The 25,505-nt window shown below is 69.2% G+C and carries 23 protein-coding genes and 1 pseudogene; 11 read left to right on the top strand and 13 right to left on the bottom strand.

The window, feature by feature from the left end:
- Window positions 1-25: 25 nt before the first annotated feature.
- On the bottom strand, window positions 26-583 hold the full coding sequence (locus HNV26_RS11015; protein WP_171440364.1) for a DUF2378 family protein: 558 nt from the start codon (window positions 581-583) through the stop codon (window positions 26-28).
- Window positions 584-638: 55 nt separating this feature from the next.
- Here HNV26_RS11015 and HNV26_RS11010 point away from each other — a divergent pair, with 55 nt between their 5' ends.
- Window positions 639-1,391: a hypothetical protein gene (locus tag HNV26_RS11010; RefSeq protein ID WP_143043105.1), complete on the top strand. Its 753-nt coding sequence runs from the start codon at window positions 639-641 to the stop codon at window positions 1,389-1,391.
- 25 nt (window positions 1,392-1,416) lie between these two features.
- On the opposite strand, the gene HNV26_RS11005 is transcribed toward HNV26_RS11010, so the two are convergent.
- The 4 genes from HNV26_RS11005 to HNV26_RS10990 all read right to left on the bottom strand — a co-directional run bounded on the left by HNV26_RS11005 (window position 1,417) and on the right by HNV26_RS10990 (window position 7,159).
- A complete protein-coding gene (locus tag HNV26_RS11005) occupies window positions 1,417-4,533 on the bottom strand; it encodes an efflux RND transporter permease subunit (RefSeq protein WP_171440365.1) in 3,117 nt (1,038 codons plus the stop codon).
- Window positions 4,534-4,545: 12 nt separating this feature from the next.
- Window positions 4,546-5,655 (bottom strand): efflux RND transporter periplasmic adaptor subunit, encoded by a 1,110-nt coding sequence (locus HNV26_RS11000; RefSeq protein ID WP_171440366.1) that lies wholly within the window; start codon window positions 5,653-5,655, stop codon window positions 4,546-4,548.
- Window positions 5,652-6,383 carry a TetR/AcrR family transcriptional regulator gene (locus HNV26_RS10995; RefSeq protein ID WP_171440367.1) on the bottom strand — a complete coding sequence of 244 codons (732 nt, stop codon included), beginning with the start codon at window positions 6,381-6,383 and terminating at the stop codon, window positions 5,652-5,654. The genes HNV26_RS11000 and HNV26_RS10995 overlap by 4 nt, the downstream gene beginning before the upstream one ends.
- A gap of 98 nt (window positions 6,384-6,481) precedes the next feature.
- Complete coding sequence (locus HNV26_RS10990) at window positions 6,482-7,159, bottom strand: DUF2293 domain-containing protein (RefSeq protein ID WP_171440368.1); 678 nt, start codon at window positions 7,157-7,159, stop codon at window positions 6,482-6,484.
- A 119-nt stretch (window positions 7,160-7,278) separates the two neighbouring features.
- On the opposite strand from HNV26_RS10990, the gene rnz reads away from it, so the two are divergent.
- The gene (gene rnz, locus HNV26_RS10985; protein WP_011550794.1) at window positions 7,279-8,202 is read left to right on the top strand and encodes a ribonuclease Z; all 924 of its coding nucleotides are present in this window, start codon (window positions 7,279-7,281) and stop codon (window positions 8,200-8,202) included.
- 2 nt (window positions 8,203-8,204) lie between these two features.
- Here rnz and HNV26_RS10980 read toward each other — a convergent pair whose 3' ends face one another.
- The gene (locus HNV26_RS10980; protein ID WP_171440369.1) at window positions 8,205-8,729 is read right to left on the bottom strand and encodes a hypothetical protein; all 525 of its coding nucleotides are present in this window, start codon (window positions 8,727-8,729) and stop codon (window positions 8,205-8,207) included.
- Between the two features lie 201 nt (window positions 8,730-8,930).
- Between HNV26_RS10980 and HNV26_RS10975 the strand changes: the two genes are divergently transcribed.
- The 4 genes from HNV26_RS10975 (at window position 8,931) to HNV26_RS10960 (ending at window position 13,083) form a co-directional block, all read left to right on the top strand.
- Entirely contained in the window at window positions 8,931-9,704 is a 774-nt protein-coding gene (locus tag HNV26_RS10975; RefSeq protein ID WP_171440370.1) for a rhomboid family intramembrane serine protease, read from the top strand.
- 100 nt (window positions 9,705-9,804) lie between these two features.
- Window positions 9,805-10,503: a hypothetical protein gene (locus HNV26_RS10970; RefSeq protein WP_253816447.1), complete on the top strand. Its 699-nt coding sequence runs from the start codon at window positions 9,805-9,807 to the stop codon at window positions 10,501-10,503.
- A 123-nt stretch (window positions 10,504-10,626) separates the two neighbouring features.
- On the top strand, window positions 10,627-12,348 hold the full coding sequence (locus HNV26_RS10965) for an amidohydrolase (protein ID WP_253816446.1): 1,722 nt from the start codon (window positions 10,627-10,629) through the stop codon (window positions 12,346-12,348).
- Window positions 12,349-12,534: 186 nt separating this feature from the next.
- Window positions 12,535-13,083 carry a hypothetical protein gene (locus HNV26_RS10960; RefSeq protein ID WP_366816841.1) on the top strand — a complete coding sequence of 183 codons (549 nt, stop codon included), beginning with the start codon at window positions 12,535-12,537 and terminating at the stop codon, window positions 13,081-13,083.
- 43 nt (window positions 13,084-13,126) lie between these two features.
- Here HNV26_RS10960 and HNV26_RS10955 read toward each other — a convergent pair whose 3' ends face one another.
- Window positions 13,127-13,570, bottom strand: a complete 444-nt coding sequence (locus HNV26_RS10955) for a hypothetical protein (RefSeq protein WP_141591770.1) — start codon at window positions 13,568-13,570, stop codon at window positions 13,127-13,129.
- A gap of 131 nt (window positions 13,571-13,701) precedes the next feature.
- Window positions 13,702-15,708, bottom strand: a complete 2,007-nt coding sequence (locus HNV26_RS10950; RefSeq protein WP_171440374.1) for a hypothetical protein — start codon at window positions 15,706-15,708, stop codon at window positions 13,702-13,704.
- A 99-nt stretch (window positions 15,709-15,807) separates the two neighbouring features.
- On the opposite strand from HNV26_RS10950, the gene HNV26_RS10945 reads away from it, so the two are divergent.
- Window positions 15,808-17,037, top strand: a complete 1,230-nt coding sequence (locus HNV26_RS10945) for a DUF6068 family protein (RefSeq protein WP_253816445.1) — start codon at window positions 15,808-15,810, stop codon at window positions 17,035-17,037.
- A gap of 11 nt (window positions 17,038-17,048) precedes the next feature.
- Here HNV26_RS10945 and HNV26_RS10940 read toward each other — a convergent pair whose 3' ends face one another.
- Window positions 17,049-18,779, bottom strand: a complete 1,731-nt coding sequence (locus HNV26_RS10940) for a leucine-rich repeat domain-containing protein (RefSeq protein ID WP_366816837.1) — start codon at window positions 18,777-18,779, stop codon at window positions 17,049-17,051.
- A 95-nt stretch (window positions 18,780-18,874) separates the two neighbouring features.
- Here HNV26_RS10940 and HNV26_RS10935 point away from each other — a divergent pair, with 95 nt between their 5' ends.
- Window positions 18,875-19,789 (top strand): hypothetical protein, encoded by a 915-nt coding sequence (locus HNV26_RS10935; protein ID WP_171452792.1) that lies wholly within the window; start codon window positions 18,875-18,877, stop codon window positions 19,787-19,789.
- Between the two features lie 53 nt (window positions 19,790-19,842).
- Here the strand turns inward: HNV26_RS10935 and HNV26_RS10930 are convergent.
- Window positions 19,843-19,989, bottom strand: a pseudogene (locus HNV26_RS10930) (Ohr subfamily peroxiredoxin); the annotation flags it as partial.
- 96 nt (window positions 19,990-20,085) lie between these two features.
- Complete coding sequence (locus HNV26_RS10925; RefSeq protein WP_171440378.1) at window positions 20,086-21,714, bottom strand: S8 family serine peptidase; 1,629 nt, start codon at window positions 21,712-21,714, stop codon at window positions 20,086-20,088.
- Between the two features lie 182 nt (window positions 21,715-21,896).
- Here HNV26_RS10925 and HNV26_RS10920 point away from each other — a divergent pair, with 182 nt between their 5' ends.
- On the top strand, window positions 21,897-22,682 hold the full coding sequence (locus HNV26_RS10920; protein WP_171440379.1) for a HipA family kinase: 786 nt from the start codon (window positions 21,897-21,899) through the stop codon (window positions 22,680-22,682).
- Window positions 22,660-23,076: a DUF3037 domain-containing protein gene (locus tag HNV26_RS10915; protein ID WP_171440380.1), complete on the top strand. Its 417-nt coding sequence runs from the start codon at window positions 22,660-22,662 to the stop codon at window positions 23,074-23,076. The genes HNV26_RS10920 and HNV26_RS10915 overlap by 23 nt, the downstream gene beginning before the upstream one ends.
- Here HNV26_RS10915 and HNV26_RS10910 read toward each other — a convergent pair.
- Window positions 23,051-23,608 carry a hypothetical protein gene (locus HNV26_RS10910; RefSeq protein ID WP_171440381.1) on the bottom strand — a complete coding sequence of 186 codons (558 nt, stop codon included), beginning with the start codon at window positions 23,606-23,608 and terminating at the stop codon, window positions 23,051-23,053. The genes HNV26_RS10915 and HNV26_RS10910 overlap by 26 nt on opposite strands.
- 56 nt (window positions 23,609-23,664) lie before the next feature.
- Window positions 23,665-24,180 carry a hypothetical protein gene (locus tag HNV26_RS10905; RefSeq protein WP_253816444.1) on the bottom strand — a complete coding sequence of 172 codons (516 nt, stop codon included), beginning with the start codon at window positions 24,178-24,180 and terminating at the stop codon, window positions 23,665-23,667.
- Window positions 24,181-24,506: 326 nt separating this feature from the next.
- On the opposite strand from HNV26_RS10905, the gene HNV26_RS10900 reads away from it, so the two are divergent.
- A complete protein-coding gene (locus tag HNV26_RS10900; protein WP_171440383.1) occupies window positions 24,507-25,499 on the top strand; it encodes an endonuclease/exonuclease/phosphatase family protein in 993 nt (330 codons plus the stop codon).
- The last annotated feature ends 6 nt before the right edge of the window (window positions 25,500-25,505 follow it).

Genomic DNA, 25,505 nt, shown 5'->3' with positions numbered 1-25,505 from the left:
TCCTGCCCATGGAATCCCGGCAGGCTCAGTCCTCGTGGCCGTTGCGCCACGTGAGCCGGTAGGTGACGCCTTCGTCGGTGAAGGCGCGCACCTGCACCTCGGCATGCGGCGCTCCCACGGCGCGCAGGCCCGCGCGTAGCGCGCCTTGCGTGAAGTAGCGGATGGCCCCGGCCTCGTTCATCCACAGGTCCACTTCGGTGGGGGACACGTCGTCCAGGCGTGTCTCCGTGTAGTTGTTCCCGGAGCGGAACATCTGCCGGGCCCGGCTCACGCACCGGCGGGGGCCCAGGAGTTGAATCACACCGAAGGCCGCGCGGCCCAGCACCGTCTCCCGGTAGCCGTCCACCAGGCGCTCACCCAGCAGCGCGTAGCCCACGTCGTCGGGTACGTCCGGGTGCAGCTCGCGCGCGGCCACGCGCACGGCGAAACACCATGTTTCAAAGGCGTAGGCGGGCTGCAGCTTGCGCTCCAGGTCCACCCCCACCTCCCGCAGCCGCTCGCGGAGCACGGGGGTGACGCGGGCCCCCAGTCCTCGCACGAAGAGACCCTCCAAGGTGTGCTCGAAGACGAGCTTCTCCGGCATGTTCAGCAGTGTACCCTTCCTCCGCTAGGATGTGCGGCGAGGGGGTAGGAATTCCATGGGTCTGCAACGAGAGCTCGCCATCCTGGCCATGAAGGCCACGCCGCTGCCAGGGAAGAAGAACTTCCTGGCGGAGGCCGGTATCGCCACACCGGTGCCCGCCATCCGCGGGTCGATTGGCGCGGTGGCGCATGAGCCCTTCATGGCCTTCGACACCAAGCGGCTGATGGACCTGCTGGTGGCCTTCACCATCGGGGACTTCCCGGAGCGGGCCGGCTGCTCCAACTACTTCAACCCGCACAGCCCCTGGTACAACGTCTTCTACGGCGCCTACGGCATCCGCTCGTACAAGCGGGATGGCAGCCCGTGGGGATTCACCCGCGACGGCCGCCCGGACCTGGACGAGATGCTGGAGATTCCGCGGCTCGACTACAACTTCCTCACGGCCGGGGAGCTGGGCTGCCCCGCGTCGAAGATGTGCTTCGAGGTGCTGGACGTGCGCCAGGGCCGTGAAGGCCCGTGGCACATGGCGGAGGTGGGCTGCATCATCCCCAGCGGACTGCACCGGGTGCAGGACGCGCAGGCGCCGGACCTCACGTACTACGCCGTGTTCGGCGTGCCAGAGGAGGACTACCTCGTGGGCGGCCGGGAGAGCTACGAGCCGGTCCGCATGCGCGGGCGCATGTACTTCCGCCCGGTGGCCGAACGCCTCACGCTCGTCTGGGGTGGACTCTGCCCGGACACGCCCGACGGCCAGCGGCTGATGGGCGCCATCGTGGATGCGATGGCGCCGCTGTACGCGGGGGGATGAACGCCCCCCCCCGGGCCCGTGGACCTCAGGCCGCCTGACCGGGCTTGGGCTCCACCGGGCGCGGCGGCGCGGCGGCGGCGTCGCGCGGGCGGCGGCGCTTGAAGCCCAGGCGCTCCATGCCGGCGAACACCACCGGCACCACCAGCAGCGTGAGGAAGGTGGAGGTGATGACGCCACCAATCACGGAGATGGCCATGGGTGCGCGGAACTCCGAACCCGTGCCCGTGCCCACCGCCGTGGGCACCATGGCGATGGCCATGGCCGCGCTCGTCATCAGGATGGGCCGCAGCCGGCGCGGGCCCGCCTTGAGCAGCGCCTCGTCCACCGTGTCGCCTTCCCGCAGGTTCTGAAGCGCGCCGTCGATGAGCAGAATCGCGTTCTTCGTCACCAGGCCCATCAGCAGGATGATGCCAATCATGGCGCCCATGGACAGGTGGAAGCCTGTCACCACCAGCCCCAGCAGCGCGCCCACCAGGGCCAGCGGCAGCGACACCATGATGGTCAGCGGGTGCTTGTAGGACTCGAACTGGCTGGCGAGCACCATGTAGATGAACACGAAGGCCAGGCCGAACGCCGCGCCGAAGGCGTCGTTCTGCTCGTCCAGGTTCTTCATCTGCCCGTCGTAGATGAGCGCGTAGCCCGGCGGCAGCGGATGGGCCGCCACGCGCGCCTTCAGCTCCCGGGCGATGTCGCCCAGCGCCGCGCCCGGCCCCAGCTGCGAGTACACCGCGATTTGCCGCTCGCGGTTCTCATGCTCGATGAGGCTGGGGCCATTCTTCATCTCCACCCGGGCCACGTCCGTCAGCGGGCGCAGGCCGCTGGGCGTGTACACCTCCAGTTGGCGCACGCGCTCCGGCGTGGCGCGGTCCTTCTCCGACAGGCGCACGCGGATGTCCGTCTCGGTGATGCCCTCGCGGAGCTTCGCCACCACGTCACCGCCAATGGCCAGCCGCAGCTGCGTGGCCAGCGCGCCCGCGTGCAGGTCCACGTCGCTGGCGCGCGCCCGGTCGATGAGCACCTGCATCTCCGGCTTGGGCGGGTTGGACTCCACGCGCACGTCCGCGGTGCCCGGCAGCTCGCGGAGGATGCCCGCGACGCGCTCGGCCTCCTCGTTGACGCGGTCCAGGTCCGGCCCGGTGATGCGCACCATGATGGGGTAGTAGTCGCCCATGCCCTCCAGGATGGGCGGGTCGCTCAGGTTCACCCGCGTGCCCACCAGCCCCGGCTCCAGCAGCGCGCGCGCGTCCTCCTTCAGCACCTGGATGCCCTTGGTGCGCGCGTCCTTGCCCACCGTCAGCACGCGCATGCGGGACTTGTTCACATCGCCGTCCTTGCCGACGATGGAGTAGACGTCCGTCACCTCCGGGAGCTGGCGCAGCAGCGCCTCCGCGTCGGCGGTGCGGGCCTCCGTCTCCCGGATGCTGGCCGAGTCCGGCAGCGTCAGGTCCACGAAGAACTGCGAGCGGTCCTCCGCGGGCATGAACTCCATGCCCAGGCGGCTGGCGCCTCCGAAGGACACCACCAGCAGCACCAGCGTGAGGCCCATCGTCGTCCACTTGTGCGCCAGCACCCAGCGGAGGATGGACTCGTAGACGCGCTCGGTGCCGTCCAGGAAGCGGCGCAGCGCCGCGGCCACCGCGTTCTCCTGGCGGACCTCCCCCGGCACGCGCCGCTTCGCCAGCCGCGCCGACATCATCGGGTCCAGCGTGAAGGAGATGAACAGGGAAATCAGCACCGCCACGGAGATGGTGATGCCGAACTGCCGGAAGAACTGGCCGACGATGCCGGGCATGAAGGCCACCGGCACGAACACCGCCACCAGCGACAGCGTGGTGGCGAGCACCGCCAGGCCCACGTCCTGGGTGCCGTTGGACGCGGCGCTCACCGGGTCTTCACCCTTCTCCAGCCGGTGGGTAATCGCCTCGCGCACCACCACCGCGTCGTCGATGAGCAGACCGATGGCCAGCGACAGGCCCAGCAGCGTCATCTGGTTGAGCGTGTAGTCCAGCACGTACATCACGAAGAAGGTGCCCAGCACGGAGGTGGGCAGCGCCAGCGCCGAGATGAAGGTGCCGCGCACGTCCAGCAGGAAGATGAGGATGATGAGCACCGCCATCGCGCCACCGAAGATGAGCGCCACCCAGACCTCGTGCGCGTTCTCCTGGATGATGTCCGACTGGTTGATGAGCAGCGTGGCCTGGAAGCCATGCCCCACCACCGAGCCCATCTGCGCCATCACCTGCCGCACCGCCTCGCTCACCGCGACGGTGTTGGAGCCCGGCTGCTTGACGATTTCCAGGATGACGGCGTCCTGCCCGTTGAGGCGCGCCAGGGTGCGCCGCTCCGCCACGCCGTCCGTCACGCTGGCGATTTCGCCCAGCCGCACCTGCGCGCCCGTCGCGCTGCGCGCCACCGGCAGGTCGCGGATTTCATCCACGTTCTGGAACTGCCCCAGCGAGCGCACCGTCATCTCGGAGGCGCCCAGTTGGAGCCGGCCCGCGGGCAGGTCCAGGTTCTCCGCCGCCACGCGCTGGGCGATGCCCAGCGGGGACACGCCCGCCGCGCGCGCCTTGTCCAAATCGATGTCGATTTGCACCTCGCGCGTGTCTCCTCCCGTGACGCGCACCTCGGCGGCGCCTTCCAGCTGCGCGAGCGCGGGCTTCACGCGGTCGTCGATGAGCCGGCGCAGCTCCTGCGAGGGCAGCTCCGCCGAGACGGCGTAGGTGAGGATGGGCGTGGCCCCCAGGTCCACGCGGCCGATGACGGGCGCGTCCGCGTCCTGGGGCAGGCGGCTGACGATGCCGGCGACCTTGTCGCGCACGTCTTGCACCGCGCGGTCCAGCGGGGCGGTCATCTTGAACTGCACCACCACGATGCCCACGTTCTCCCGGCTGTAGGAGTGAATCTTGTCCACGCCGCTGATGCCGGCGACGGCGTCTTCGATGGGCTTGACGACCTGCGTTTCGATTTCGCCCGGCCCCGCGCCCTTGTAGACGGTGTTGATGACCACCACCGGGAAGGACACGTCCGGATAGAGGTCGGTGCCCAGGCGGCCCAGGCCCATGAGGCCGAGCACGACGAGGCACAGTGACAACATCGCGGTGAAGACGGGCCTGCGGATGGAGACGTCGCTGAGCAGCATGGGGAGGGCTCCCTACTTCACGGAGACGCGGGCGCCCTGCGACAGGCCCGGAGTGGGGTGGTCAACGACGGCGTCGAGCGGCGAGGACGCCAGCACCACCACCTCGCCCTGCTCGCGCCGCTCCAACACCCGCACGTCCACGCGGCGCACCTGACCGGACACCACCACCCAGACATGGTCCCCGTTGAGGGCCGACAACGCGGTGCCCGGCAGCACCTGGGCGTCCTGCGCCTGCCCCAGTGAGAGGACCGCCCGCGCCAGCGTGTGCGCCACGAAGCGGCCATCCGCGTTGGGGACGGCCAGCTCCACCGGGATGCGGCGCGTGGCGGGGTCCGCGGAGGGGAGGATGGTGCGCACCACCGCCTCGTCCGAGGACACGCGCGCTCCCACCGACTCCACGCGCACCTTGGCGCCGGGCTCCAGCTGCGAGCGCAGGGCCTCCGACACCGTCGTCTTCAAGAGCAGCGTGTCCAGGCGCTCCAGGTTGAACAGCGGCGTGCCCGGCGCCACCGTCGCGCCCGTCTGCTCCGGTGCGTCGATGATGGTGCCGTCGAAGGGCGCCCGCAGCTCGTGCCGGCGACGGGACGCGCGCGCCTGGGCCAGCTGCGCCTTGGCGGCCATCCACTGCGCCTGCGCCTGCGCCGCATTAGCGCTGGCGGTGCGGTGGGCCACCTCGCTCACCCCGCCCTGCTGCTGGAGCTTCTCGTTGCGGGCGGCCACGTCGGCGGCCATGGTGGAGGCGGCCTCCGCGGCGGCCACCGCGGCCTCGGCCTGGGCCACCTGCGCGTCGGCGATCTCCGGGTCCAACTGCGCCAGCACCTCGCCCTTCTTCACCCCCTGCCCCTTCTTCACCCGGACGACCGACAGGCGGCCTCCCACCTCGAAGCCCACCATCAATCCCTGCGCGGGAAACAGCGTCCCCGTCACCGACTCGCTCGGCGCGGCCCGCACCGTCCGCGCGGAGACGACCTTCACCGTGGGCACCACCTCCTGCGCCGAACCCTTGGCGGGCGGCGACGACGAGGCATCCGCCTTCTGGCATGCGGTCAGCGACAGCACGGCGATGGCCATGCCCGCCGCGGCGAACACGCGGACAGCGGACGGCTTCAGGTTGGGTTTCACGAGCGTTTCCTCGGGGTCTTTCGGGGTTTCTCGGCGGCGGCCCGGGGCCGGCGCGCAACACGCTTGGACGGGGCGGGCGACGCCGGACGGGTGCCCTCCTGGCACAGCCGCTGGAGCGTGTTCGCCCACGCGTTCAGGTCCGGCTTCTCATCCAGCCGCGCCATCTGCGTGGAGAGCAGCAGGAAGGACCCGACGATGATGGAGGCGAAGATTCGCGCGTCCAACTCCGGGTCCATGGCGCCAGCCTCCTGCAGCCGCCGGAAGTCGTGGGAGATGCGCTCCACCTGGGCATCCGTCACGCGCCACAGCAGGGATTCGAACTCCGTCCCCTGGCTGCCGCTGGTGAGGACCAGGGACACGTCCCGGAACTCCCACACCCAATCCAGGGCCTCCAGGTCGTGCTCTTTCTCCAGTTGGAGGAACCGCAGGTAGCGCTCGCTGCGCTCGATGCGGTCCTGCGCGCCCGGGATGCCGTGCGTCTGGAAGAAGCCCTCCATGCGCGCCATGCGCCGCCCGTTCATCTCCATCAGCCCGGACTCGAACGCGCCCACCACCTCCCCGAACAGCGCCTCCTTGGACGGAAAGTGCAGGTAGAAGGCGCCCTTGGACAGCCCGCACGCGGCGGTGATGTCCTCGATGCGCGCGCCCTTCAGCCCCCGGCGGGCGAACTCCCGCCGGGCCGCGGACACCAGCGCACTGCGAGCGTGAGGGTCGGCGGGACGGGCCATGCTGGCCGGATTCCTAACCCGCCGGTCATTAACCGCGCAAGGTTTCTGAACGCCGGGTCAGTCACCCAAGGACTGCGACTGTGGGTGCGTTCCGCCGCTCAGGTCCGCGTCAGCGCGGTGCACAGCGGGCACGCGGCGGGCGCGTGGGGGGCATCGCGGCGGTGGAGGTCCAGCACGGCGCGGGAGATGTCCGCCAGCTCCCGGCGCACCTCCCGCCGGGCGCCCTTCACCCGGGCGATGCGCATGTCGTCGTAGCGCGTGGTCTGATGTCGCATCCAGGCGATGACGGCGGCCTCGGCGCGGCGCTCCAGGGGGATGCGCTCCGTGCGGGCCACGGTGCCGCTGCCCACGGGGGTGGCATGGGCGGCGACGAGCACCGCCATGCGCTTGGCGTGCGGCAGCCACGCCGGGGAGAAGGCGAGGAAGCGCAGCACGGCGTTGGCGAAGTCGACCTCATAGGCCTCCTGCTCGCGGGCGCGGCGCTCGCGTCCGGCGGCCAGCTTCTTCTCGTAGGCGGGGGTGGCGCGCTCGGCCTCGAGGGCGGCGCGGGCGTGGAGGATGTGCGCTTCCGGCGCCCACACGCCCCGGGAGAAGAGCTTGCGGCCCACCTTCTCCGCCACGGTCCAGGAGGGCCCCGCCGCCTTCACGCGGCGGGTGAGCCCGGCGTCACCGGGGGGGAGCAGGGCCCAGCCGTCCGGCACGGTGAGCACGCGGCCATCCGGCGCGCGCACGCGGCGAGGGTCCGAAGTCGGCGCGAAGGTCAGGGATTCAGGCATGGTGAAGTCCGAGGTCGGGGGCGGCCACATAGCATGGGCGCCTCCAACCCTGGTAAATGGCCCCCTCGCGTCGGCGGTTGCCTGGCGCGGGAGGTCCTCAACGCGTGGGAAGTGCCGGCATGTCCCTCCTCAGGCTCACGTTCCTCGGTACATCCGCCGCGCAGCCCACGCTGCACCGGAACCTGTCCGGACTCGCGGTGAAGGCGCACTCGGACCTGCTGCTCTTCGACTGTGGCGAGGGCAGCCAGCGGCAGATGGTGCGCTACGGCACCGGCTTCACCGTGGACGCGGTGTTCTTCACGCATTTCCACGCGGACCACTACCTGGGCATCATCGGCTTCCTGCGCACGCTGGGCATGACGGGGCGCTCCGAGCCCATCCACCTGTACGGCCCGCCCTCCGCGAAGCGCCTGCTCCACCAGGCCGTCCACCTGGGCGTGGAGTCCATGTCCTTCCCAGTGGAGATTCACGAACTGAAGGACGGTGACGTGGTGCCGCGCAAGGGCTACGCGGTCCACGCGGTGGGCGTGGACCACCGCATCAACGCCCTGGGCTACGCGCTGGTGGAGGACGACCGGCCCGGGCGCTTCAACCTGGACGTGGCGCGCTCACTGGGCGTGCCGGAGGGCCCCAGCTTCGGAAAGCTCCAGCGGGGCGAGCCGGTGACGCTGGAGGACGGGCGGACGGTGAAGCCGGAGGACGTGCTCGGCGCGCCCCGCCCGGGGCGCCGGCTGGTCATCTCCGGGGACACGCGCCCGTGCCCGGCGCTGGTGAAGGCCGCGAAGGACGCGGACCTGCTGGTCCACGAGTCCACCTTCTCCGACGACGAACAGGAGCGGGCCGTGGAGACCCGGCACTCCACCGCGCGGGAAGCGGCGCGTGTGGCGCGAGAGGCGGGAGCACGGCGGCTGGTGCTCACCCACCTCTCCAGCCGGCACGACACCGACCCCTCGAAGCTGCTCACGCAGGCGCGTGAGGAGTACCAGGGGCCGGTGGAGGTGGCCTTCGACGGGTTCACCGTCGAATTGCCCCTCAGGGACTGAGGCTACTGAATCTTCTCGGACTCGGCGCGCAGGGCCGACGCGGACTCGGCGTCCACGCGCTGGACCAGCTCCCACTCCAGCGCCTCGTCCCGGGTGATGTTGCCGCCGTCGGCGCGCACGGCGGGCTCGGTGATGTCACTCGCGCGGCCGGAGGTGTTGGCGGCGCCCGCGGACTGCGTGACGAGCTGCCGGGTGAGCTCCACCGAGCACTGGCCCGGGCCCTTCTCGATGCCGCGCACCAGGTAGCGCACCTGGGTGGTGCCCAGCGACGACGGGGCGCCCTGCATCAACCACTCGGTGGTGGCCTCGAAGCCGCTCTGGCCCGCCTTGAAGGAGTAGCCCTTCTCCTTCAGCAGGGCGAGCGCCTGCGGATACACCTCCGCCACGGGCTTGCGGTAGACGTGGTTGCGCGCCTTCTCCAGCAAGAAGGCTTCGCGGCGGCGGCCGGCGCAACCAGTGGTGGTGAGGGACAGCGCGGCGACCACGAGGAGCGCGGCGGCGCCGCGCGACAGCATCGACAGGTTCATTTCTCAGAACTCCACGGGAGTGTGAGGCGGCTCAACATCCCTCAACCTTCTTCCCGCAGCCAAGTCTCCCCGGGGATGGTTTCCCTGGGCAAGCATCCCACCCGCTCCGTCCGTATGGGTGCCCATGCGTCCAGCGCCGCACATCCAGGCCCCCTCCGCCGCCGCGCCCGGCCATGGGAACGCGCATGATGGGGCCCCCACATGATTCCCATCAGCGACGACAACCCCACCCTCCGCACTCCCGTCGTGACGTACCTGCTGCTCGGCACCATCGGCTTCGTCTGGGTCTTCATCCAGGGCGCGGGCCTGGACGCCTACCGGCTGGCCGCCAGCGTCTGCAACCTGGGCATGGTGCCGGGCGAGCTGACGGGCAAGGCGGCGCTGGGACTCCCCGTTCCCCTGGGAGATGGGCTGGCGTGCGTGGTGGACAACGAGCCCATCAACCTCCTCACCCCCATCACCTCCATGTTCCTGCACGGCGGCTGGGGACACCTGCTGGGCAACTGCCTCTTCTTCTGGGTCTTCGGCAACAACGTCGAGGACAGCATGGGCCGCCTGCGCTTCGTGGTGTTCTACCTGCTGTGCGGACTGGCCGCGGCGGCGGCGCACCTGCTGGTGGACCCGGGCTCGCCGGTGCCCACGGTGGGCGCGTCCGGCGCCATCTCCGGCGTCATGGGCGCGTACCTGCTGCTCTATCCACGGGTGCGGGTGAACATGCTGTTCATCATCGTCATCTTCATCCGCGTCCTCCCCGTGCCCGCGTGGGCGGTGCTGCTGTGGTGGTTCGGCGTGCAGCTCGTCAGCGGCCTGCCCCAGCTCAACACGGTCAGCGCGGAGGCGTCCGGCGGCGTCGCCTTCTGGGCGCACATCGGCGGCTTCGTGGCGGGCATGGCGCTCATCAAGCTGTTCCAGAACACGCGCTACACGAACCAGCGCACGTTGATGCGCCACCGGCTCCATCCCAACCATCCGTGAGGGGCTCTGACTTTTTCCACATCCGTGAATTGCCAGGCTTCGTGAACCGCTGCGTATCCAGGCTGCTGGGGCCTGACACCTGAAGGAAGCGCAGATGCGGATGAGCAAGACGAAGCGACAGACGCTGGGGTTGACGATGGGCGCGGTGCTCGCGCTCACGGCCTGCGGTACGGAGCCCATGGAGCCGGCGCAGCCGCCCGTGGAGGCGGACGCGGTGGAGCGCGTGGACGCGCAGGCGGCGGACGCGAAGCCGGTGGACATCATCGCGATGGAGAAGCAGCTGCAGGAGAGCAACCTGGCGCCGCCGGCGCAGTGCAACGACCCCACCTGTGAGGGCGGCGGTGGTGGCGGTGAGCCCGACCCCGACTGGCCCTACTACACGCTGTTCTGGCGGGCGAACCTGCTGTCCCTGAAGTGCATCACCACGTCGGACATCGACGGCAACGACGAGGCCTGGCTGGAGGCAGAGGTCACCGGCGACAATCAGTCCGAGGTCATCTGGAACGACGACTACATGACGCCGAACAAGCGGGTGGAGTGGAGCCCCCTGAACTCCTATCCGCCGCCGCTGCAGTTCACGACGCAAACGGTGGGCGCGGGCGGCAAGCTGGTGGCGCTCTGGGACAAGAGCATGCACATCTTCGATGTGCAGGAGCAGATTGGCTGGACCACGCTGCGTGGCCAGACGGGCACCTTCACCGCGATTCTCGAAGGCCACGGTGGCAAGTACGAGCTGACCTACCAGGTGGAGTCCACGGGCTGCTCGCCGCGCTCGCGGCCCTGCCCCACCAGCCTGTAACCGTGCAGTGACGTCAACGCGCCTGGAGGGGGCCGCCCATGCTTGGCCTCCCCTTCCAGGTGCGCCAGAGTGCCACGCCGGACGCGCCAGGAATTGGCGCGGGCTTCCAGACAGGTGCCAGACATGACGCTACGACGACTCGGTGGTGGACTCCTCGGGGCGGTACTCCTTCTGACAAGCCTTTCGGGCTGCACCCGGCGCGTGCCGCCCGTGGATGACCACCCGGCCCCCGCGCCGGAGCCCACCGCCACCACGACGGTGTACGTGGCCGAGCGCATCCGGACGCTGGACCCGGCGAAGCCCCAGGTGGAGGCGCTCGCGGTGAAGGACGGCAAGGTGCTGGCCACTGGCACCAGGGACGAGGTGCTCGCGGCCGCCGGCAAGGACGCGCGCGTGGTGGACCTGGGCGGCGCCACGGTGGTGCCGGGCCTCACCGACGCGCACGGGCACCTGGCGGGCCTGGGCCGCGGCCTGGTGACGGTGGACCTGCAGGGGGTGGACACCAAGGAGGAGGCCCTGGAGCGGCTCGCCTCGGCACCCTCCTCCGCGTTCCAGGGCGAGTGGCTGCTGGGCCGCGGGTGGGACCAGAACGACTGGCCGGAGAAGACCTTCCCGTCGCGCGCCGACCTGGACAAGCGCTTCCCCTTGCGGCCGGTGGCGCTGAGCCGCGTGGACGGCCACGCGCTGTGGGTCAACGGCGAGGCGCTCCGCCGCGCGGGCATCACCCGTGACACGAAGGACCCGGCGGGCGGACGCATCCTCCGGGGTGAGGGCGGGGAGCCCACCGGCATCCTGGTGGACAACGCCATGGAGCTGGTGGAGTCCGTGCTGCCGCCCGCCACGGACGCGCAGCACGCGGCGCAGTTGACCGCGGCGCTCCAGCGCGGCGCGCAAGTGGGCCTCACCGGTGTCCACGACGCGGGCATGGACCTGCGCACCTTCCGCCTGCTCCAGCGCTGGGACAAGCAAGGCAAGCTGCCGCTGCGCGTCTACGCCATGGCGGATGGACAGTCAGGCGACCGGGAAACGTACCTGAAGGACGGCCCCTATGAGGGGCGCATGCTCACGCTGCGCGCGGTGAAGCTCACCCTGGATGGCGCGCTGGGCAGCCGGGGCGCGGCGCTGCACCAGGACTACAGCGACGAACCCGGCCACCGCGGCCTGCTGCTGCTGTCCCCCGAGGAGTACGAGGCGCGCGTGCGCGCCTTCATGGCGCGGGGCTTCCAGGTGTGCACGCATGCGATTGGAGACCGGGCCAACACGGTGGTGCTGGACGTGCTCGCGCGCGCGGCCGAGGCCACGGGCACGCTCCAGTCCGGCCGGCACCGCGTGGAGCACGCGCAAATCATGCGCCCCGAGGATATCGACCGGCTGGGCAAGAGCGGCTTCATCGCCAGCGTGCAGCCCACGCACGCCACCAGCGACATGCCGTGGGCGGAGGCCCGCGTGGGAGCGGAGCGCATCCGCGGGGCCTACGCGTGGCAGCGGCTGAAGGCGTCCGGCGCGGTGTTGGCGTTGGGCAGCGACTTCCCCGTGGAGCGACCCAACGTGCTGGCGGGCCTGTACGCGGCGCGCACGCGTCAGGACGTCCGGGGCCTGCCGGAAGGCGGCTGGTACGGGGAGCAGCGGCTGAGCGGGCAGGAGGCGCTGGAGGGCTTCACCGTGGGCGCGGCGCACGCATCCTTCGCCGAAGCCCGGCGCGGCCGGCTCCAGCCCGGCATGGACGCGGACTTCGTGGCCCTGTCGGTGGACCCGGTGGACGGGCCCGTCACCGCGCTGCCCGGCGCCGAGGTGCGGCTGACGGTGGTGGCCGGCGTGGAGGTCTACCGCGCCTTCCAGCGCTGAGCGCCCAGGACAGTCGGGGAATCCAGGGCGCAACGTGGCTGTCGCGGGGAATTGGCGTGTACTGCTATTTCCGCCGTGTCGTGGAGTGCTCTAGCATACGGCTTTGCCGCAACCCTCCTGTGAGCCAAGGCCGGCTCACAGGTTGGAGCGGGGGGTATCGCAAGCGTGACAGCCTCATTGTCCGGAGTGAACTACAAGGGCTTCACCGTCCAGAACCTGCTGGCCTACGTGCACGAGCGCTTCGGCGAGGACACCGCGCGGACGGCCGTGGAGTCGCTGCTTCCCGAGCTGAAGCCCCACGCGGACCCGCGCACGACGCTGGCGGTGGGCTGGGTGCCGGTGGAGACGTACTTCGGCATCATCCAGCACGTGGTGGACCGGCACTTCGACGGGAAGCCGGAGGGGGCCCACACGGTGGGCTACGAAGTCACCCTGCGAGACATCCACTCCATCTTCAAGATGGTGCTGCGCTTCACCACGCCGAACATGGTGTTGGGGATGGCGCGGCGCATGTGGCGCTCCTACTGCGACCAGGGGGAGCTGCTGCACCAGGAGGAGAACGGCACGGGCATGCTGCTGCTGCGCCAGTTCACCTACCAGACGCCGGTGGCCCTCCATGAGATGGCGGGGGGCTTCAGGGCGTACCTGGAATGCTCCAGCGCCAAGAATCCGCGCGTGGAAATCGTCGCGCCGGACAAGGATGGAACGCTGCGCTGGCGCATCGTCTCCGGGTAGCACGGCCGCCCTCAACGCGGCGGCCGCGCCAGCACGCGGTCGCTCAGCGCAGGCTCCTGACAAGCACCCCAGTCAACCGGAGGATCATCGGGGACAGGTGGGCGGGCATGAACATCGGGTCCACCATCGCCTCCCTCACTTCGCCCTTGTCGGCGAGTTTCAGGCTGTACCTCCCCTGGTCCACGCAGTCCGGGCATCCGTACACGGGCGCCCACGTCTCTGTGCGCGCCAGCGCCGCATCCTCCAGGAGTCCGTCCAGTTCGGACTGCCTCAGCAAGAACGTCTGTTTCGACTCGCGCGCGCCCTTTCTCTCCGCGTAGGCCACCTCGGCGGAGCCATCCGAGGCGACGTCGAGGCGGTAGTAGCAAATCCCATAGCACTGGCCGAAGCTCGCCTCGAACCGGGCCACGAACGCGTCCTCGTCCGGTCCCCCACCATCACCACAGGCCATCAACAGCACTGCCAGCAGCACGGCCTGAATTCGCATGTTGTCTCCTCGCATGAAGATTACCGAGCGGCAGTGTGCCAACGACGCTCCGGCATCTGCATATCGGGCCCCAACAACCTCCACCTGAGACGCGCCTTCAGAAACCGGAAAGCGGATTCGAATTTCTCGGATTACAGGTCCGTCGTGTAGCTGAGCGCCTGGATGCGGCGGTTGAGCGCCTTCTGCGCCTCCTGCCGCTGCTTCGCCAGCTTCTCCAACTCGCTGGCAATGGCCTCCAGGCGGTCCTCCTGCTCGTTGAGCTTGGACACGAAGCGGTCCGCCAGCTCGCGTTGCGACGCCCCGCTCTTCAGCGACTCGATGTTGGAGCGGATGCGCTCCTGGTCCCGGAAGAGCTGGTTGCGCTCCTCCTGCAGGCGCTGCTCGTCCTTTGCCAGCGCATCCACCTGCTCGCGCTGCGTGACGACCTCCTTCAACGCACCCGCCATCTTCTCGTCAACGAAGCGCTGCGACACGAAGTAGGAGACCTGGTCCAACCCCATGCTGGAGATGAGGTACTGGCGCTGCCCCCGCGTGCGCTCGGTGACGGTGAGCGAGTCCTGCCCCCCCGCGGCCAGCTCCCGCTTGAAGCGCCAGAAGCCGTCCGTCGTCTCCGCGGGCTCCGGAGCATCCTTGGCCAGCTCCCAGCCCTGGCGCGGATGCTCCACGAACAGCACTTGCGCCCGCTGCCCCTTGTTGCGCGACAGGTACGTCGTGCGCCGCACGTGGAAGTACTCCGCCACCAGCATCCCGGAGCTCACCGCCACGCGGAACACCGGCCCGTCCTCCGTGTGGTCCTCAATCGACACCACGCAGCCCAGCTCCACCGCGTAGGGCACGAAGCGCCGGTCATTCGGCTTCATCGTGTCGAGCATCGCCTCGCCCACGTAGCGCTCGTCCTCCGACACCGTCACCGGGCCGCCTTCGAGCGTCAGCCCCGTGGTGTTCTTGAGCTCGATGCACGCCATGGGGTTCTTCTCACGCGTGGCCCGGTTGTAGAGGAGCACCCGCTTGCCCTCGAAGGGCTTGTGCAGGATGGGCACCAGCGCGCTCTGGTTGCGGTGCACCGTCACCGGCCGGTCCACGCCGTACTCGAAGAGGTCCCCCACCTCCTTCGTGAGCGTCGTCACCGCGGCGCTCGTCTCCATGGCCTCGCGCCGGCTCGGGCCTCCACGGCCAGGGCCGCCCACCATGGCCTTCTCCGCCCGAGAACGCCGCGGCGCGGCCATGGGGGCCGCTGCGGGCATGGCGGACATCATCGGCGCGGCCATCTCCTGCTCCATCATCATGTCCCCGGCGCTGCCGAAGCTCTCCTCCGGAATCACCGGCGCGGCGGCGGCCTCCGTCCTCACCTCCACCACCGGCCGCTTCATGTACCGGGGGTTGTACAGGTCATGCACGAAGGACACCGGCAGCCCGGCGATGAGCGACAGCTTCACGTCCACCCAGTCCTCGTCACCGGTGTTGTCCACCAGCGCCCAGCCCTGGAGCAGCGGCGGCTCGCCCTCGTCCAGGAGGATGCGGTAGCTCGTCTTCCACACCGGCGACTCCACCACGTAGCTGACGAACAACTCGCGCTCGCCCTGGCCCGAGGTGAGGATGGCCATCCGCTTCGAGTCCTTCTTGTACGAGGACAGCACCGTGGCCAGGTAGAACTCCAAATCCTTGCGCACCGCCTCGTCCAGGAACTCCAGCTCCGACACGTCCAGGATGTCGAAGGTCCGCAGCGAGGCGCCCACCAGCAGCGACAGAAACGGGCGCATCAGGGTCGTCTCGCCGGCCGCCACCGCCAGCGAGTCCAGGCCGATGATGGAGCCCTCCACCTGCGCGCCGCCCACGCGCACCCGCACGCGCGCGCCCTTGATCTGCCCCAGCAGCGCCGTGAGGCTGCCATCCTCCGGGATGCGGATGGTGGCCTCCGCCAGGAGCTGCTCCAGCGGCTTCGTGGAGTCGTAGCTCACCGCCGACACCGAGCCGCCCGACAAGTCGAGCACCGTCAGCGACTTCAGCACGTCGTTCATGTCACGCGCCTTGAAGTCCAGGTGGAGCGTGTCGTTGCCACTCACCTTTCCCCGGCGCTCGAAGTAGCCGACGCCATGCTTGTAGAGGACGACACGACGAATGCGCAGGTTCGTGGTCATGGGACGCGGAACTCCAGAAAGTTGAGGGCGGGCCAGCACCCCGGTGTATCAAGGTCGGACAGGGGTGACGCAATGCCCCCCACCGCCGAGGTTGCCCGAATGCGAAAGCCTGTCGCCTCCTCCCTGTCCCGCTCCGCGATGCTGTGCGCGGCCCTGGCCCTTGGCACGAGCTGCAAGAGCGTGGAGCCCCACACCACGCCCTCCGAGGACACCACCGCGCCGCCGGAAGTTTCCACCCAGGAGCCCATGACGGAGACGAAGTCGGAGACCGAGAAGGAGACGCCAACGCGGCGCGGCAACTCGCCCTGGCTGCAGGCTCGCGTGGGCGACCGCGTGGCGTATTCCTTCTCCGCCAACCGCAAGGCCATGGGCCGGCAGCAGCCCGGCACCGTGCCAGAGGCCGCGGTGGCCGGCGTGGTGACGCTGGAGGTCGTGGCGGTGGAGCTGCCCTGGGTCTGGGTGACGCTCTACTTCACCGAGGATGGCGGCGCGCCGTCGCGGCGGCCGATGCTGGCGCGGCCGCTGGTGGTGCCCGTGCGAGCGGATGAGTCGCGTGCGCTGGAGGTCCCCCGCGAGGGCAAACAGAGCACCGAGCAGCTCACCGCCGCGGGCCGCCACTGGGAGGCGAAGCGCTACCTCAACGACAAGCGGGCGTTCGACGGCCCCCTGGAGAACCGCCTCTACGCGGCGACGCCGGGCCCGCTGTACCTCACCAATGGCCTGCTCGACGCGAGCGTCACGCTGGCGGGCTTCGCCATGGGCGGCGGCTCTCAGCTCACCCTGGTGGAGGCGCGGCAGGGACAGGAGGGTGGCACCGGCGTGCCTCCGACGCTCGCCCGCCCTTGGGGGCCGGGCACCTGGTTCGACATGCGGATGGAGACGGAGGGCACCACGTCCGTGCTGCGCACCTGCCAGGCCGCGGAGCGAGGCTTCATCCTGCGTCAGCAGGTGACGCCGCCCACCTCGGGAGCGGCGTGCCCGGACTTCGCCCAGGCGGAAGCCGTGCCACTGGAGGAGGCGGTGCTCGCGCGCATCTGGGAGTCACTGGACGCACGGCAATGGCCCCCTGCCCCCGAGGGCCTCGCGCCAGCGAAGCGCGAGACGCTGACGGTGGGCACGCACCAGGTGCCGGTGCTCCAGTTCGAGACCGCGCAGCCCCAGGCGAACAACATCCGCGTCCAGGCCTACGCCGCCGACCCCTGGGAGGATGCGCTGGCGGGGCTGGCCCACGAGGCCCGCTTCCAGCCGCTGCTTGACCGCATCACGCCCAACGGTGGAGGCACGCAGCTCACGGACTGGGGCGTGTGGGTGCCGGGCGCCACGCCGTAGGCGCCTCGTGTCTAGGCTCGCGCGCGCTCGTCGAACAGCGCGCGCAGGCCGTCCACGAGCGCGTTCGCTCCGTACGGTTTGCCCAGCGTGTCGAGCGCGTCCCTGAGCGCGCCGAACAGCGCACGCGCGTGCTCCGGATTTCTTTCGCTCCGGTCGATGACATGGCCCACCCTTTCAATCTGATGCTTCCAGGTGGCCAGCACGCCTTCGTATGACGCGGTGACGGGAACGGCGCTCTCCAGCAGGAGGCCGACCAGCGCGATGACGTCGGTGAAGTCGTATCGCCGAGCCGCCGCGTCGTAGAAGTCCTCGAGGTGGACGGTGTCGTGCGCGAACCAGAAGCGCACGAAGTCAGCGGCGGTCTGCTTCGCTTGCTCCGTATCGACGTCGACCAACGGGTGCAACACCCTGTCGGCCTCGGTGATGAGCGAGTCCTTGATGCACACCCGCTGCAAGGCCTTGCTGTCGAAGGCGCGCGTCGGCAGCGAGCGCAAGAAGGTGCCCTTGAACTCCACCACCTCCAGCTTCGGCAAGCGGGTGAGGACCACGGGGAAGTCCCAGAGCACCTTCACCTTGCTCCAGCCTCCGAAGGCGGTGCGCACGTATGAGTAGGGGTTGTTGATGAGGTTGATGGTGCGCAGCTCGGTGCAGCGCGCCAGGGAGTCCGGAAGCCGCCAGATGCAGTTGGCCTCCAGGTCGAGGTGGACGAGCTTCTCGAGGTTGCCAATCGAGTCCGGCAGCTCCTGCAAGCCGTTGCCGCGCAGCCGAAGCTCTCGCAGCTCCGTGAGCTGCCCCAGCTCCTCGGGAAGCTTGCGCAGCTTGTTCCCCGTCAGGTCGAGTTTCTCCAGCCGGCGGAAGTGAAACAACTCCGCGGGCAGGGTGCCGAGATTCTTGTGGGGCAGCGCCAGGCTCTTGAGCGTGTCGGGCGCCTCCAGCTTCTTGGCCATCTGCTTGCGGAACTCCGCGCGAACGCTCACGGGCGCATCGAGCAGGATGGGCTTGCGCTCCGCCAGACGCTTGCGCGCGAGCGAGAGGTCCACCTGGCCTTCTGCCTTCTTGAGGACACCGGAGACGAAGACGCCCTTGGCGTCGTGCGGGTCGCTCGCGTCTTCCACGCCATCTGTCACCGGGAAGATGCTGGCGCCCCATCCCAGGTAGCGCAAAGCGTTCACCTTCCCGGCGACGGTCACCGCGTGCTCGGTGGCCACGATGCGAGCGTCGAGGTCACCGCCCACGTCGAGGTGGCCGTGGTTGTAGACGCCGACGAGTTCGCCCGTGCGAACGCTCCCGTTGACTCGGAGCTGCGAGCCGCCGACCCCCACTCCGCTGGCAACGAGCGCGCCTTCGACCTGGAGGAAGGGCCCGGTGTCGTCCTCGAAGTTGAGCAGGCAGCCCTCGATGGTGAGCGCTCCCCGCACCAGGAGCCCCACGCAAGGCGGTGACTCCTTCTCGGGTGCGAGCAGGCCGAACCCGTCATCGAGGATGAGGTCGTGCGGAATGACGAGGTCACCGTCATGCACGAGGACGCGAGCGGTGTCGCTCTCGCCGTTCCCAGCGACCTTCAGCTCGGCCTGCAGCTCCGAGAAAGGAACCACGCGGAGCCCCAGCTCGGCGGAGAAGAAACCCTTCTCCACTTTCGCGCGAAGGCTCTTGTCGCAGAAGGCGAGCGCCTCGGCTTCGGTCTCGAAAGCCTTCTCGGTCTGCTTCAATTTCCCGCCGAGCGGGCCTTCACGAAGCGTCACGACCGTGCCGCCGCGCTCGAGGGACCAGGTTCGTTCTGTCCCTTTTTCTCGGGCGATAAGAGCAAGGGCTGCGCGAGGAGAGGGAGCGGGTAACGATGAGTTCGACATCGTCCCACGATATCAGCCCGCTCTCGACACTCCGGAACTTCGACGCGGCGTTAGACTGGACCGCGATGAGCAAGCACCTGAGCTGGAAGCCCGAGCGCAGGAACCCCACCACCAAGACGGAGCTCGAGTTGCCCTTCGACCTGGGTGATGGCGCCGTCTCCTTCGCCGCTGGCGGCGCGCTCGTACAGTGGCGCGACGGACAGTGGACCCGCTGCATCAACACGAAGCACAGGATTAATGACCTCCAGCGTGACGAGGAAGGCCGGCTCCTGGTGGCTTGCAATGGCGGCCGGGCCCTGCGCGGACATCCCGACGCGCTGACCGTGGTGAAGGTGCCCTTCGAGACGGTCTCCGCCGTGGCGGCGCTGGAGGGCACGCGCTGGGTCTGCGCTGGCCTGGAGGGCGAGGTCCTCCTCCTGGATGGAGAGACGGTAGTGGCCGAGCTGAACACGGGCGGCGCCATCCATGCAGTGCTCCCCCTGAACGCGCGAGAAGCGCTCCTGTTCGGAGATGGCATCCACCTGCTCACGCAGAAGGGGCAGCTCAAGCAGGAGGTGCCGGATGTCTGGCTCCAGTCCGCTGTCCACTTCAAGGAGGCAGTGCTGGCCTTCGGTGGCGGCGTCGGACTGACGGGCAAGCCGACCTATGCCTTCCGCCAGAAGAAGAAGTGGAAGGTCACCCAGTTGGCGGACCTGGACGGCGAGTTCCTTTCCGTCGCGGTGCTCGGTGATGCCATCTACGTCCCCACGGGGACGGGGCTCTTTCGCCTGACCGAGACGAAGCCCGCGCAACAGGTGTCCGATGTGCCCTGCACGCATGTAGGCATCGTTGGCGGGAAGCTCATCGCGAGCGGCCGAGGCGCCGCCTATGTCCTGAAGCGGCGAGCGCTCATTCCCCTTTGACCCCGAAGGCGAGCCCCCTGGAGCGTGCTCGCCCTCACGTTCCCCCCGAGAGGCTACCCAGCGACGGAGACCTTCACGTCGATGTTGCCGCGCGTCGCCTTCGAGTACGGACACACCTCGTGGGCCGCGTGCATGAGCTTCTCGGCTTCCTCGCTCGGGATGCCCGGCAGGGCTCCCTGGAGCTCCACCGCGAGCCCGAAGCGTGCGCAATTGAATTGCGCACAATCAAATCGAACGCAAAAAACTCCCGGCACCTGGGCACCGGGAGCGCTTCACTGCGTCATCTCAGGACCGGCTCAGCGCCCGGCGACCGTGGTGTCGTCCTCGAGCGTGGCCTTGGCGGCGGCGACGGCGGCCGCGATGTCCAGCTTGCCGCTGGTGCTCACCTTGCCCTTGAGGTCGGAGTCCACCTCGACCGTCTGGACCAGCAGGTCACGCACCTGCGCGGCCGTCAGGTTGGGGTTTTCGGCGAACATCAGCGCCGCGGCGCCCGCCACCGTCGGGGTGGCCATGGAGGTGCCGCTCATCTCCTCCCAGCGGCCGCCCGGGACGGTGCTCAGCACGTCCTCGCCCACCGCGGCCAGCTCCACGACCTTGTCCCCGTGGGAGGAGAAGTCCGCGAGCTTGTCGTTCTTCTTGTCCATGGACGCCACGGTGATGACGTTGGGCAGGTCGATGTTGGCGGGCATGTCCGCCACGTCGTTCAGGTTGCTGCCGTAGCCGTTCGCCGTGGCCGCGACGAGGAGGATGTCCGCGTCAGCCAGCTTCTGCACCGCGTCCGTCCAGCGCTTCACGGAGGCCGCGTCACGGTACTCGTTGCCGAAGCTCGCGTTGACGGCGCGGATGTTCACGCCGTGCTCGGTCTTCATCTTCACCATGTAGTCGACGCCGCGCTCGAAGTTCGTGAGCAGGTCCGCGCCGTTGTACAGGCCGCCCAGGCTCATGATCTTCGCCTTGCCCGCGGCGACGCCGGTGTTGCCCTCGCCGTTGTCCTCGGCGGCGATGATGCCGGCCACGTGCGTGCCGTGGTCCGTGCCGCTGCCGCGCATCACGTCGCCGCTGTTGTAGCCGACGTTGTAGCCGTAGATGTCGTCCTTGACGCCGTTGCCGTCGTTGTCGATGCCGTCACCCGCGACCTCGTTCGGGTTGACCCACATCGCGTCATCCAGGTCGGAGTGCTTGAAGTCCACGCCGCCGTCGAACACGGCGATGACCGGCGGGCCGGAGAGCTGGGGCTTCGGCTCCTCGATGGGGCCCGTGCCCGTCGTCTGGCCGGCGGCGTCCAGGCTCCAGCTCTTCAGGGTGCCCGTGTCGCGGCGTGCCTTGTCCTCGACGGAGAGCGTCCAGGTGCCCTTGGTGGACTCGCCCTTGAAGGCGGCCAGGTCGAAGCTGCCCTTGATGTTGTCCGCGCTGCCGCCCTTGCGGTTGTGGAGGATCTCCGTCTTGCCGGAGGGGCTGGTCAGCTTGACGACCAGGTCACCCTTGAAGGTATGCGCCAGGTCCAGGTTCAGCTTCAGCGAGTCCAGCTTCACGTCCTGGTCGAAGGACACGGTGGACGTCGTCGTCTGGAGGTCGTTCACCTTCGCGTTGGGCGTGGCGGACGCCGTCAGCGTCACGGGCGCGCGGGCCGCGCTCGCCGCGAAGGGACGGACGGCGACGTGGCCGGAGCCGAACGTGAAGGCCGAGGCCGGCAGCGCCGACGGGGTGCCCGGGGGCAGGCCCGTGGGGCGGTCCACGAAGTTGCCCTTCGGGCGGTCCACGAAGTTGGAGCCCCGCGCGCCCCCCGTGGGCGCCGAATCGAAGCCATCCTTCGCAGTCTGGACCGGCGCCTTCTCCACGGGCCTGGCCGCAACGGCCGGCTTGGCCGCGTCACCAGCGCGAGTGGACTGCGACACGGGCGACTTCGGCTTGCGAGAGATTTCCATGGTGGGGGAGCTCCGTGGGGGGCAGAAAAACGCCGACAAATGATTGTCGCATTGTGTCGGATAAAGTTTCCAACGCGCAGCCCGAGGCGGCGTCAGCGCCTCTCCCCGGCCGGCATGCTACATGCCGCGACGCGGCCCGACGCCCCAGGGACGACGCCGGGAGAGAGGACGGGAGGTCAGGAATGCCAAGGACGGTCACCGCCACGCGCTACGTGACGCCACTGCGGGAGGGCGGCTCGCTGCCGGCCATCATCGAGGCGGACGACGCGGGGCTCTACGTCGTGAAGTTCCGGGGAGCCGGACAGGGCGCCAAGGCGCTCGTCGCCGAGCTCATCGCCGGAGAGCTGGCCCGGGAGCTGGGACTCCGGGTGCCGGAGCTCGTGCTGGTGGAGCTGGACCCGGCCCTGGGACGCAACGAGCCTGACTCCGAGATTCGCGAGCTGCTCAAGGCCAGCGCGGGCCTCAACCTGGCACTGGACTACCTTCCGGCGTCGGTGACGTTCGACCCGGTGGCGGACCCCGCGCCCACCGCGGAGGAGGCGTCCGGCATCGTCGCCTTCGACGCGTACATCACCAACGTGGACCGTACCCCACGCAACCCCAACATGCTGACCTGGCACCGGAAGCTGTGGCTCATCGACCACGGGGCCTCGCTGTACTTCCACCATTCGTGGGACGACTGGGAGGCGCGCAGCCAGGGCCGCTTCGCGCCCATCAAGGACCACGTGTTGCTGCCGTGGGCCACGGCGCTGACGGAGGCCGGCAAGCACCTGGGCGCGCGCATCACCCGGGAGGTGGTGGAGCGCATCGTCGGGGCCATTCCGGAGGCGTGGCTCACGAGCACCGAGTCCCCCTTCCCCACCGCCGAGGCGCACCGAGCAGCCTATGCCACCTGGCTGCTGCGCCGGCTGGAAGCCGTGCCCGCGTTCATCGAGGAGGCGGACCGTGCCCGCGTCCAGCTCGTTTGATTACGCCATCATCCGCGTCGTCCCGCGCGTGGAGCGCGAGGAGTTCATCAACGCGGGCGTCGTCCTCTTCTGCGCCACCCAGCGCTTCCTGGGCGTGCGCGTGGAGCCGGACGAAGCGCGGTTGAAGGCGCTGTGGCCCGACGTTGACGTGGACATGATTCGCGGCCACCTGGAGAGCTTCCGCCGCGTGTGCGAGGGCGGGAAGGGCTCGGGGCCCATTGGCCAACTGTCCCAGAAGGAGCGCTGGCACTGGGTGGTGGCGCCGCGCAGCACCATCATCCAAACGGGGCCGGTGCACTCCGGCCTGTGCACCGAGCCCCAGGCGACGCTGGAGCACCTGCTGGACACGGTGGTGCGGATGAAGCGCGCTACTCCGCCACCCGGCGGCCGGTGAAGCGGACGGCGGAGGCGCAGCCGGAGGCTATCGTGGAGCCGTTGACGGGGTCCCGCTCGACGTGCTCGTTGCGGACCCAGACCGTGCCCTGGATGGCGTCATCCAGGTCCTTGTTGTTGATGGCGATGCGGAAGGCGTGCTCGTTGCCCAGGGCGGACAGCTTGTGCGTCTCATCCAGGCGCGTCTGGATGTGGATGAACTGGTAGCCGCCGTCCGCGCCCACCGAGCCCATGAGCACGTCCGGCTCGCCGTCGCCGTTGATGACGTAGGCGTTGTTCGGCGTCTGGAAGTCGATGTCGGGGACCTCGAGGTACATCGAGTCCATCTCCCCGCGGCGAATCGTCCAGCGCTGCTGGGCTTCCAGGCCGACCGCAGGGCCCTGGGCAGGTTCGACGAACTCGCTGCACTCCGTCGGCACCTGGGCAAGCGTCTCCGCGTCCAGCGTCACGTCGTAGGTGTACGTGTCGTCCTCGCCGCATCCCGTGAGCGCCATCACCACGGCGGCCATGGCGCCCCACTGGTCTCCACGCATCGGTCTCCGCTCCTTCCGTCACAGGGCTCGCGCCACGGCGACACGAGCGGAGCAGCCTACTCCTTCACGCGCTTGCCCGTGAAAGGGATGGTGATGGCGCACTGAGGACTCGTATTCCACGATCGAAACTTGTCCATGCTTCGAACCCACATGAATCCCTGAATGGTGTCATCCAGGGTCTTGGTCTCGATGACGATGGTGAAAGCCTGATCTGTCCGCGGGTACCCCATGTAGAAGCCTTCCGTGAGGTAAAGGAATTGGAATCCCCCACCTGCGGCAGCCGCCCCGGCAATGACGTCTGGCGCGTCATCCTGATAGTCGATGACAAACGACCCGATACCCGGGGTGGAGAGTTCGACATCGGGAATCTCCAGCGACATCGATTCCACTTCCCCATCCCCTCGCTGAAAACGCCACCGCTGCTGCGCCTCCAGTCCTTCAACAGCCCGATCCTGCGGGACTGCCTGCGCCTGCCCCGAGCATTCGATGGGGGCGTTGCTCAGCGCCGCCGCATCCAGCGTCACGTCATACACATACGTGTCGTCCTCGCCGCACCCGATGAGCCCCATCATGGATGCGATTGCCACACCCCACGCGTATCCCCGCATGAACAGCCCTCCTTCGGTTACACCGCTGATGACCCGTCACTGGTCGCCGGGCGCCGTCCCCCCCGCGAGCCCGGAACCCTCAGCAGAAAACCACAAGATGGCTGGAACCCGGCTCCAGTCGTTGCCTGGTGAAGAGCATCTTGGCGCGGTGTCCTCGCCTCCCCGCACGAACAGTACGGCCGGGCAGGCAGGCCCGAGGAGTGTCAGGTGCCTGACGCCATCGCAAGCCGGAGCGCCTGGCGGTTAGTAGTTTCCTCCCGAGGCCCACCGGAGGGGCCAGCGCGCTGCCCATGAGTCCATCCCCGCTGCGAATCGTCACCTACAACGTCCGCTACTTCGGCCACATGCTCCGCGGCCTGGCGAGCACCGTGGGCCCCAAGCGGCGCGTCGCCGCGGCGTTGGCGTCGCTGGACCCGCTGCCGGATGTCGTCTGCCTGCAAGAGGTGGAGACGTCCTCGCTGCGCAGCAACATCGCCGACCGGCCCAAGCAGCCGGGCGAGACGCAGCTCACCGCCTTCATGGGCCGGATGGTGGAGACGTTCGACAGGCTGGGCCGGGAGATGCCCTACGAGGCCTTCTACTTCCGCGCCCACCACTACAAGCTCCGCGAGGTGTCCCTCTACACCACCGGGCTGGCGGTGCTGGTGAACACGCGCAAGCTGGAGGTGGCCACGCACAACGTGGGCGCCCCCCAGGCCATCACCCACCACCACGTCCAACGGCTCAAGGACCGGAAGCAGAGCCGCATCTGCGCCCACATGCGCCTGCTGCGCCGCGAAGACAAGCACCCCTTCCACATCTTCAACACCCACCTCAGCCTGCCCACGCCCTTCGCCCGTGAGTTCTGGGCCACGCGCGACAAGATGGGCGGCGGCGTCAACCAGCTCCACGAGGCGCGCAAGCTGACGGAGTTCATGCAAGGGCTGACCGGTGACGAGCCCTACATCGTGTGCGGAGACTTCAACTCCCCGCCCGCGTCACCCGTGTACCGCTACCTCACCACCGATGGCCGGCTCACCTGCGCGCAGGCCGCCGTGGGACAGATTGACCCGAACGTGTCGCGCGGCTTCCCCACCGCCGGCTTCCTGCACATGCGGATGCACCTGGACCACGTGTTCTCCGGCGCGGGCGTGCGCTGGCTCGACACGCAGGAGACGTCTCCTTTCGGGGACCTCCGCAGCCGCTTCCACGGGCTGTCCGACCACATGCCCATCGTCGCGCGCTTCGCCCTGGACAGCGGCAAGACGCTCATCACGCCTCCGCCGACGTCGCTGCTGCTGTAGCCACGC

Source organism: Myxococcus xanthus (genome assembly GCF_013116825.1).
In the GTDB taxonomy this organism is placed as follows: domain Bacteria; phylum Myxococcota; class Myxococcia; order Myxococcales; family Myxococcaceae; genus Myxococcus; species Myxococcus xanthus_B.
This window is presented reverse-complemented; position numbering and strand designations above follow the sequence as displayed.

What these genes read in the sequence shown, in the direction of transcription:
- HNV26_RS10955 (WP_141591770.1), bottom strand. Translation starts at nt 13,570, where the DNA reads ATGCGAATTCAGGCCGTGCTGCTGGCAGTGCTGTTGATGGCCTGTGGT.
- HNV26_RS11005 (WP_171440365.1), bottom strand. Translation starts at nt 4,533, where the DNA reads ATGCTGCTCAGCGACGTCTCCATCCGCAGGCCCGTCTTCACCGCGATG.
- HNV26_RS10905 (WP_253816444.1), bottom strand. Translation starts at nt 24,180, where the DNA reads ATGATGGGGCTCATCGGGTGCGGCGAGGACGACACGTATGTGTATGAC.
- HNV26_RS10900 (WP_171440383.1), top strand. Translation starts at nt 24,507, where the DNA reads ATGAGTCCATCCCCGCTGCGAATCGTCACCTACAACGTCCGCTACTTC.
- HNV26_RS10990 (WP_171440368.1), bottom strand. Translation starts at nt 7,159, where the DNA reads ATGCCTGAATCCCTGACCTTCGCGCCGACTTCGGACCCTCGCCGCGTG.
- HNV26_RS11010 (WP_143043105.1), top strand. Translation starts at nt 639, where the DNA reads ATGGGTCTGCAACGAGAGCTCGCCATCCTGGCCATGAAGGCCACGCCG.
- HNV26_RS10995 (WP_171440367.1), bottom strand. Translation starts at nt 6,383, where the DNA reads ATGGCCCGTCCCGCCGACCCTCACGCTCGCAGTGCGCTGGTGTCCGCG.
- HNV26_RS10965 (WP_253816446.1), top strand. Translation starts at nt 10,627, where the DNA reads ATGACGCTACGACGACTCGGTGGTGGACTCCTCGGGGCGGTACTCCTT.
- HNV26_RS10925 (WP_171440378.1), bottom strand. Translation starts at nt 21,714, where the DNA reads ATGGAAATCTCTCGCAAGCCGAAGTCGCCCGTGTCGCAGTCCACTCGC.
- HNV26_RS10950 (WP_171440374.1), bottom strand. Translation starts at nt 15,708, where the DNA reads ATGACCACGAACCTGCGCATTCGTCGTGTCGTCCTCTACAAGCATGGC.
- HNV26_RS10980 (WP_171440369.1), bottom strand. Translation starts at nt 8,729, where the DNA reads ATGAACCTGTCGATGCTGTCGCGCGGCGCCGCCGCGCTCCTCGTGGTC.
- HNV26_RS10935 (WP_171452792.1), top strand. Translation starts at nt 18,875, where the DNA reads ATGAGTTCGACATCGTCCCACGATATCAGCCCGCTCTCGACACTCCGG.
- HNV26_RS10975 (WP_171440370.1), top strand. Translation starts at nt 8,931, where the DNA reads ATGATTCCCATCAGCGACGACAACCCCACCCTCCGCACTCCCGTCGTG.
- HNV26_RS11015 (WP_171440364.1), bottom strand. Translation starts at nt 583, where the DNA reads ATGCCGGAGAAGCTCGTCTTCGAGCACACCTTGGAGGGTCTCTTCGTG.
- HNV26_RS10970 (WP_253816447.1), top strand. Translation starts at nt 9,805, where the DNA reads ATGAGCAAGACGAAGCGACAGACGCTGGGGTTGACGATGGGCGCGGTG.
- HNV26_RS10910 (WP_171440381.1), bottom strand. Translation starts at nt 23,608, where the DNA reads ATGCGTGGAGACCAGTGGGGCGCCATGGCCGCCGTGGTGATGGCGCTC.
- rnz (WP_011550794.1), top strand. Translation starts at nt 7,279, where the DNA reads ATGTCCCTCCTCAGGCTCACGTTCCTCGGTACATCCGCCGCGCAGCCC.
- HNV26_RS10920 (WP_171440379.1), top strand. Translation starts at nt 21,897, where the DNA reads ATGCCAAGGACGGTCACCGCCACGCGCTACGTGACGCCACTGCGGGAG.
- HNV26_RS10945 (WP_253816445.1), top strand. Translation starts at nt 15,808, where the DNA reads ATGCGAAAGCCTGTCGCCTCCTCCCTGTCCCGCTCCGCGATGCTGTGC.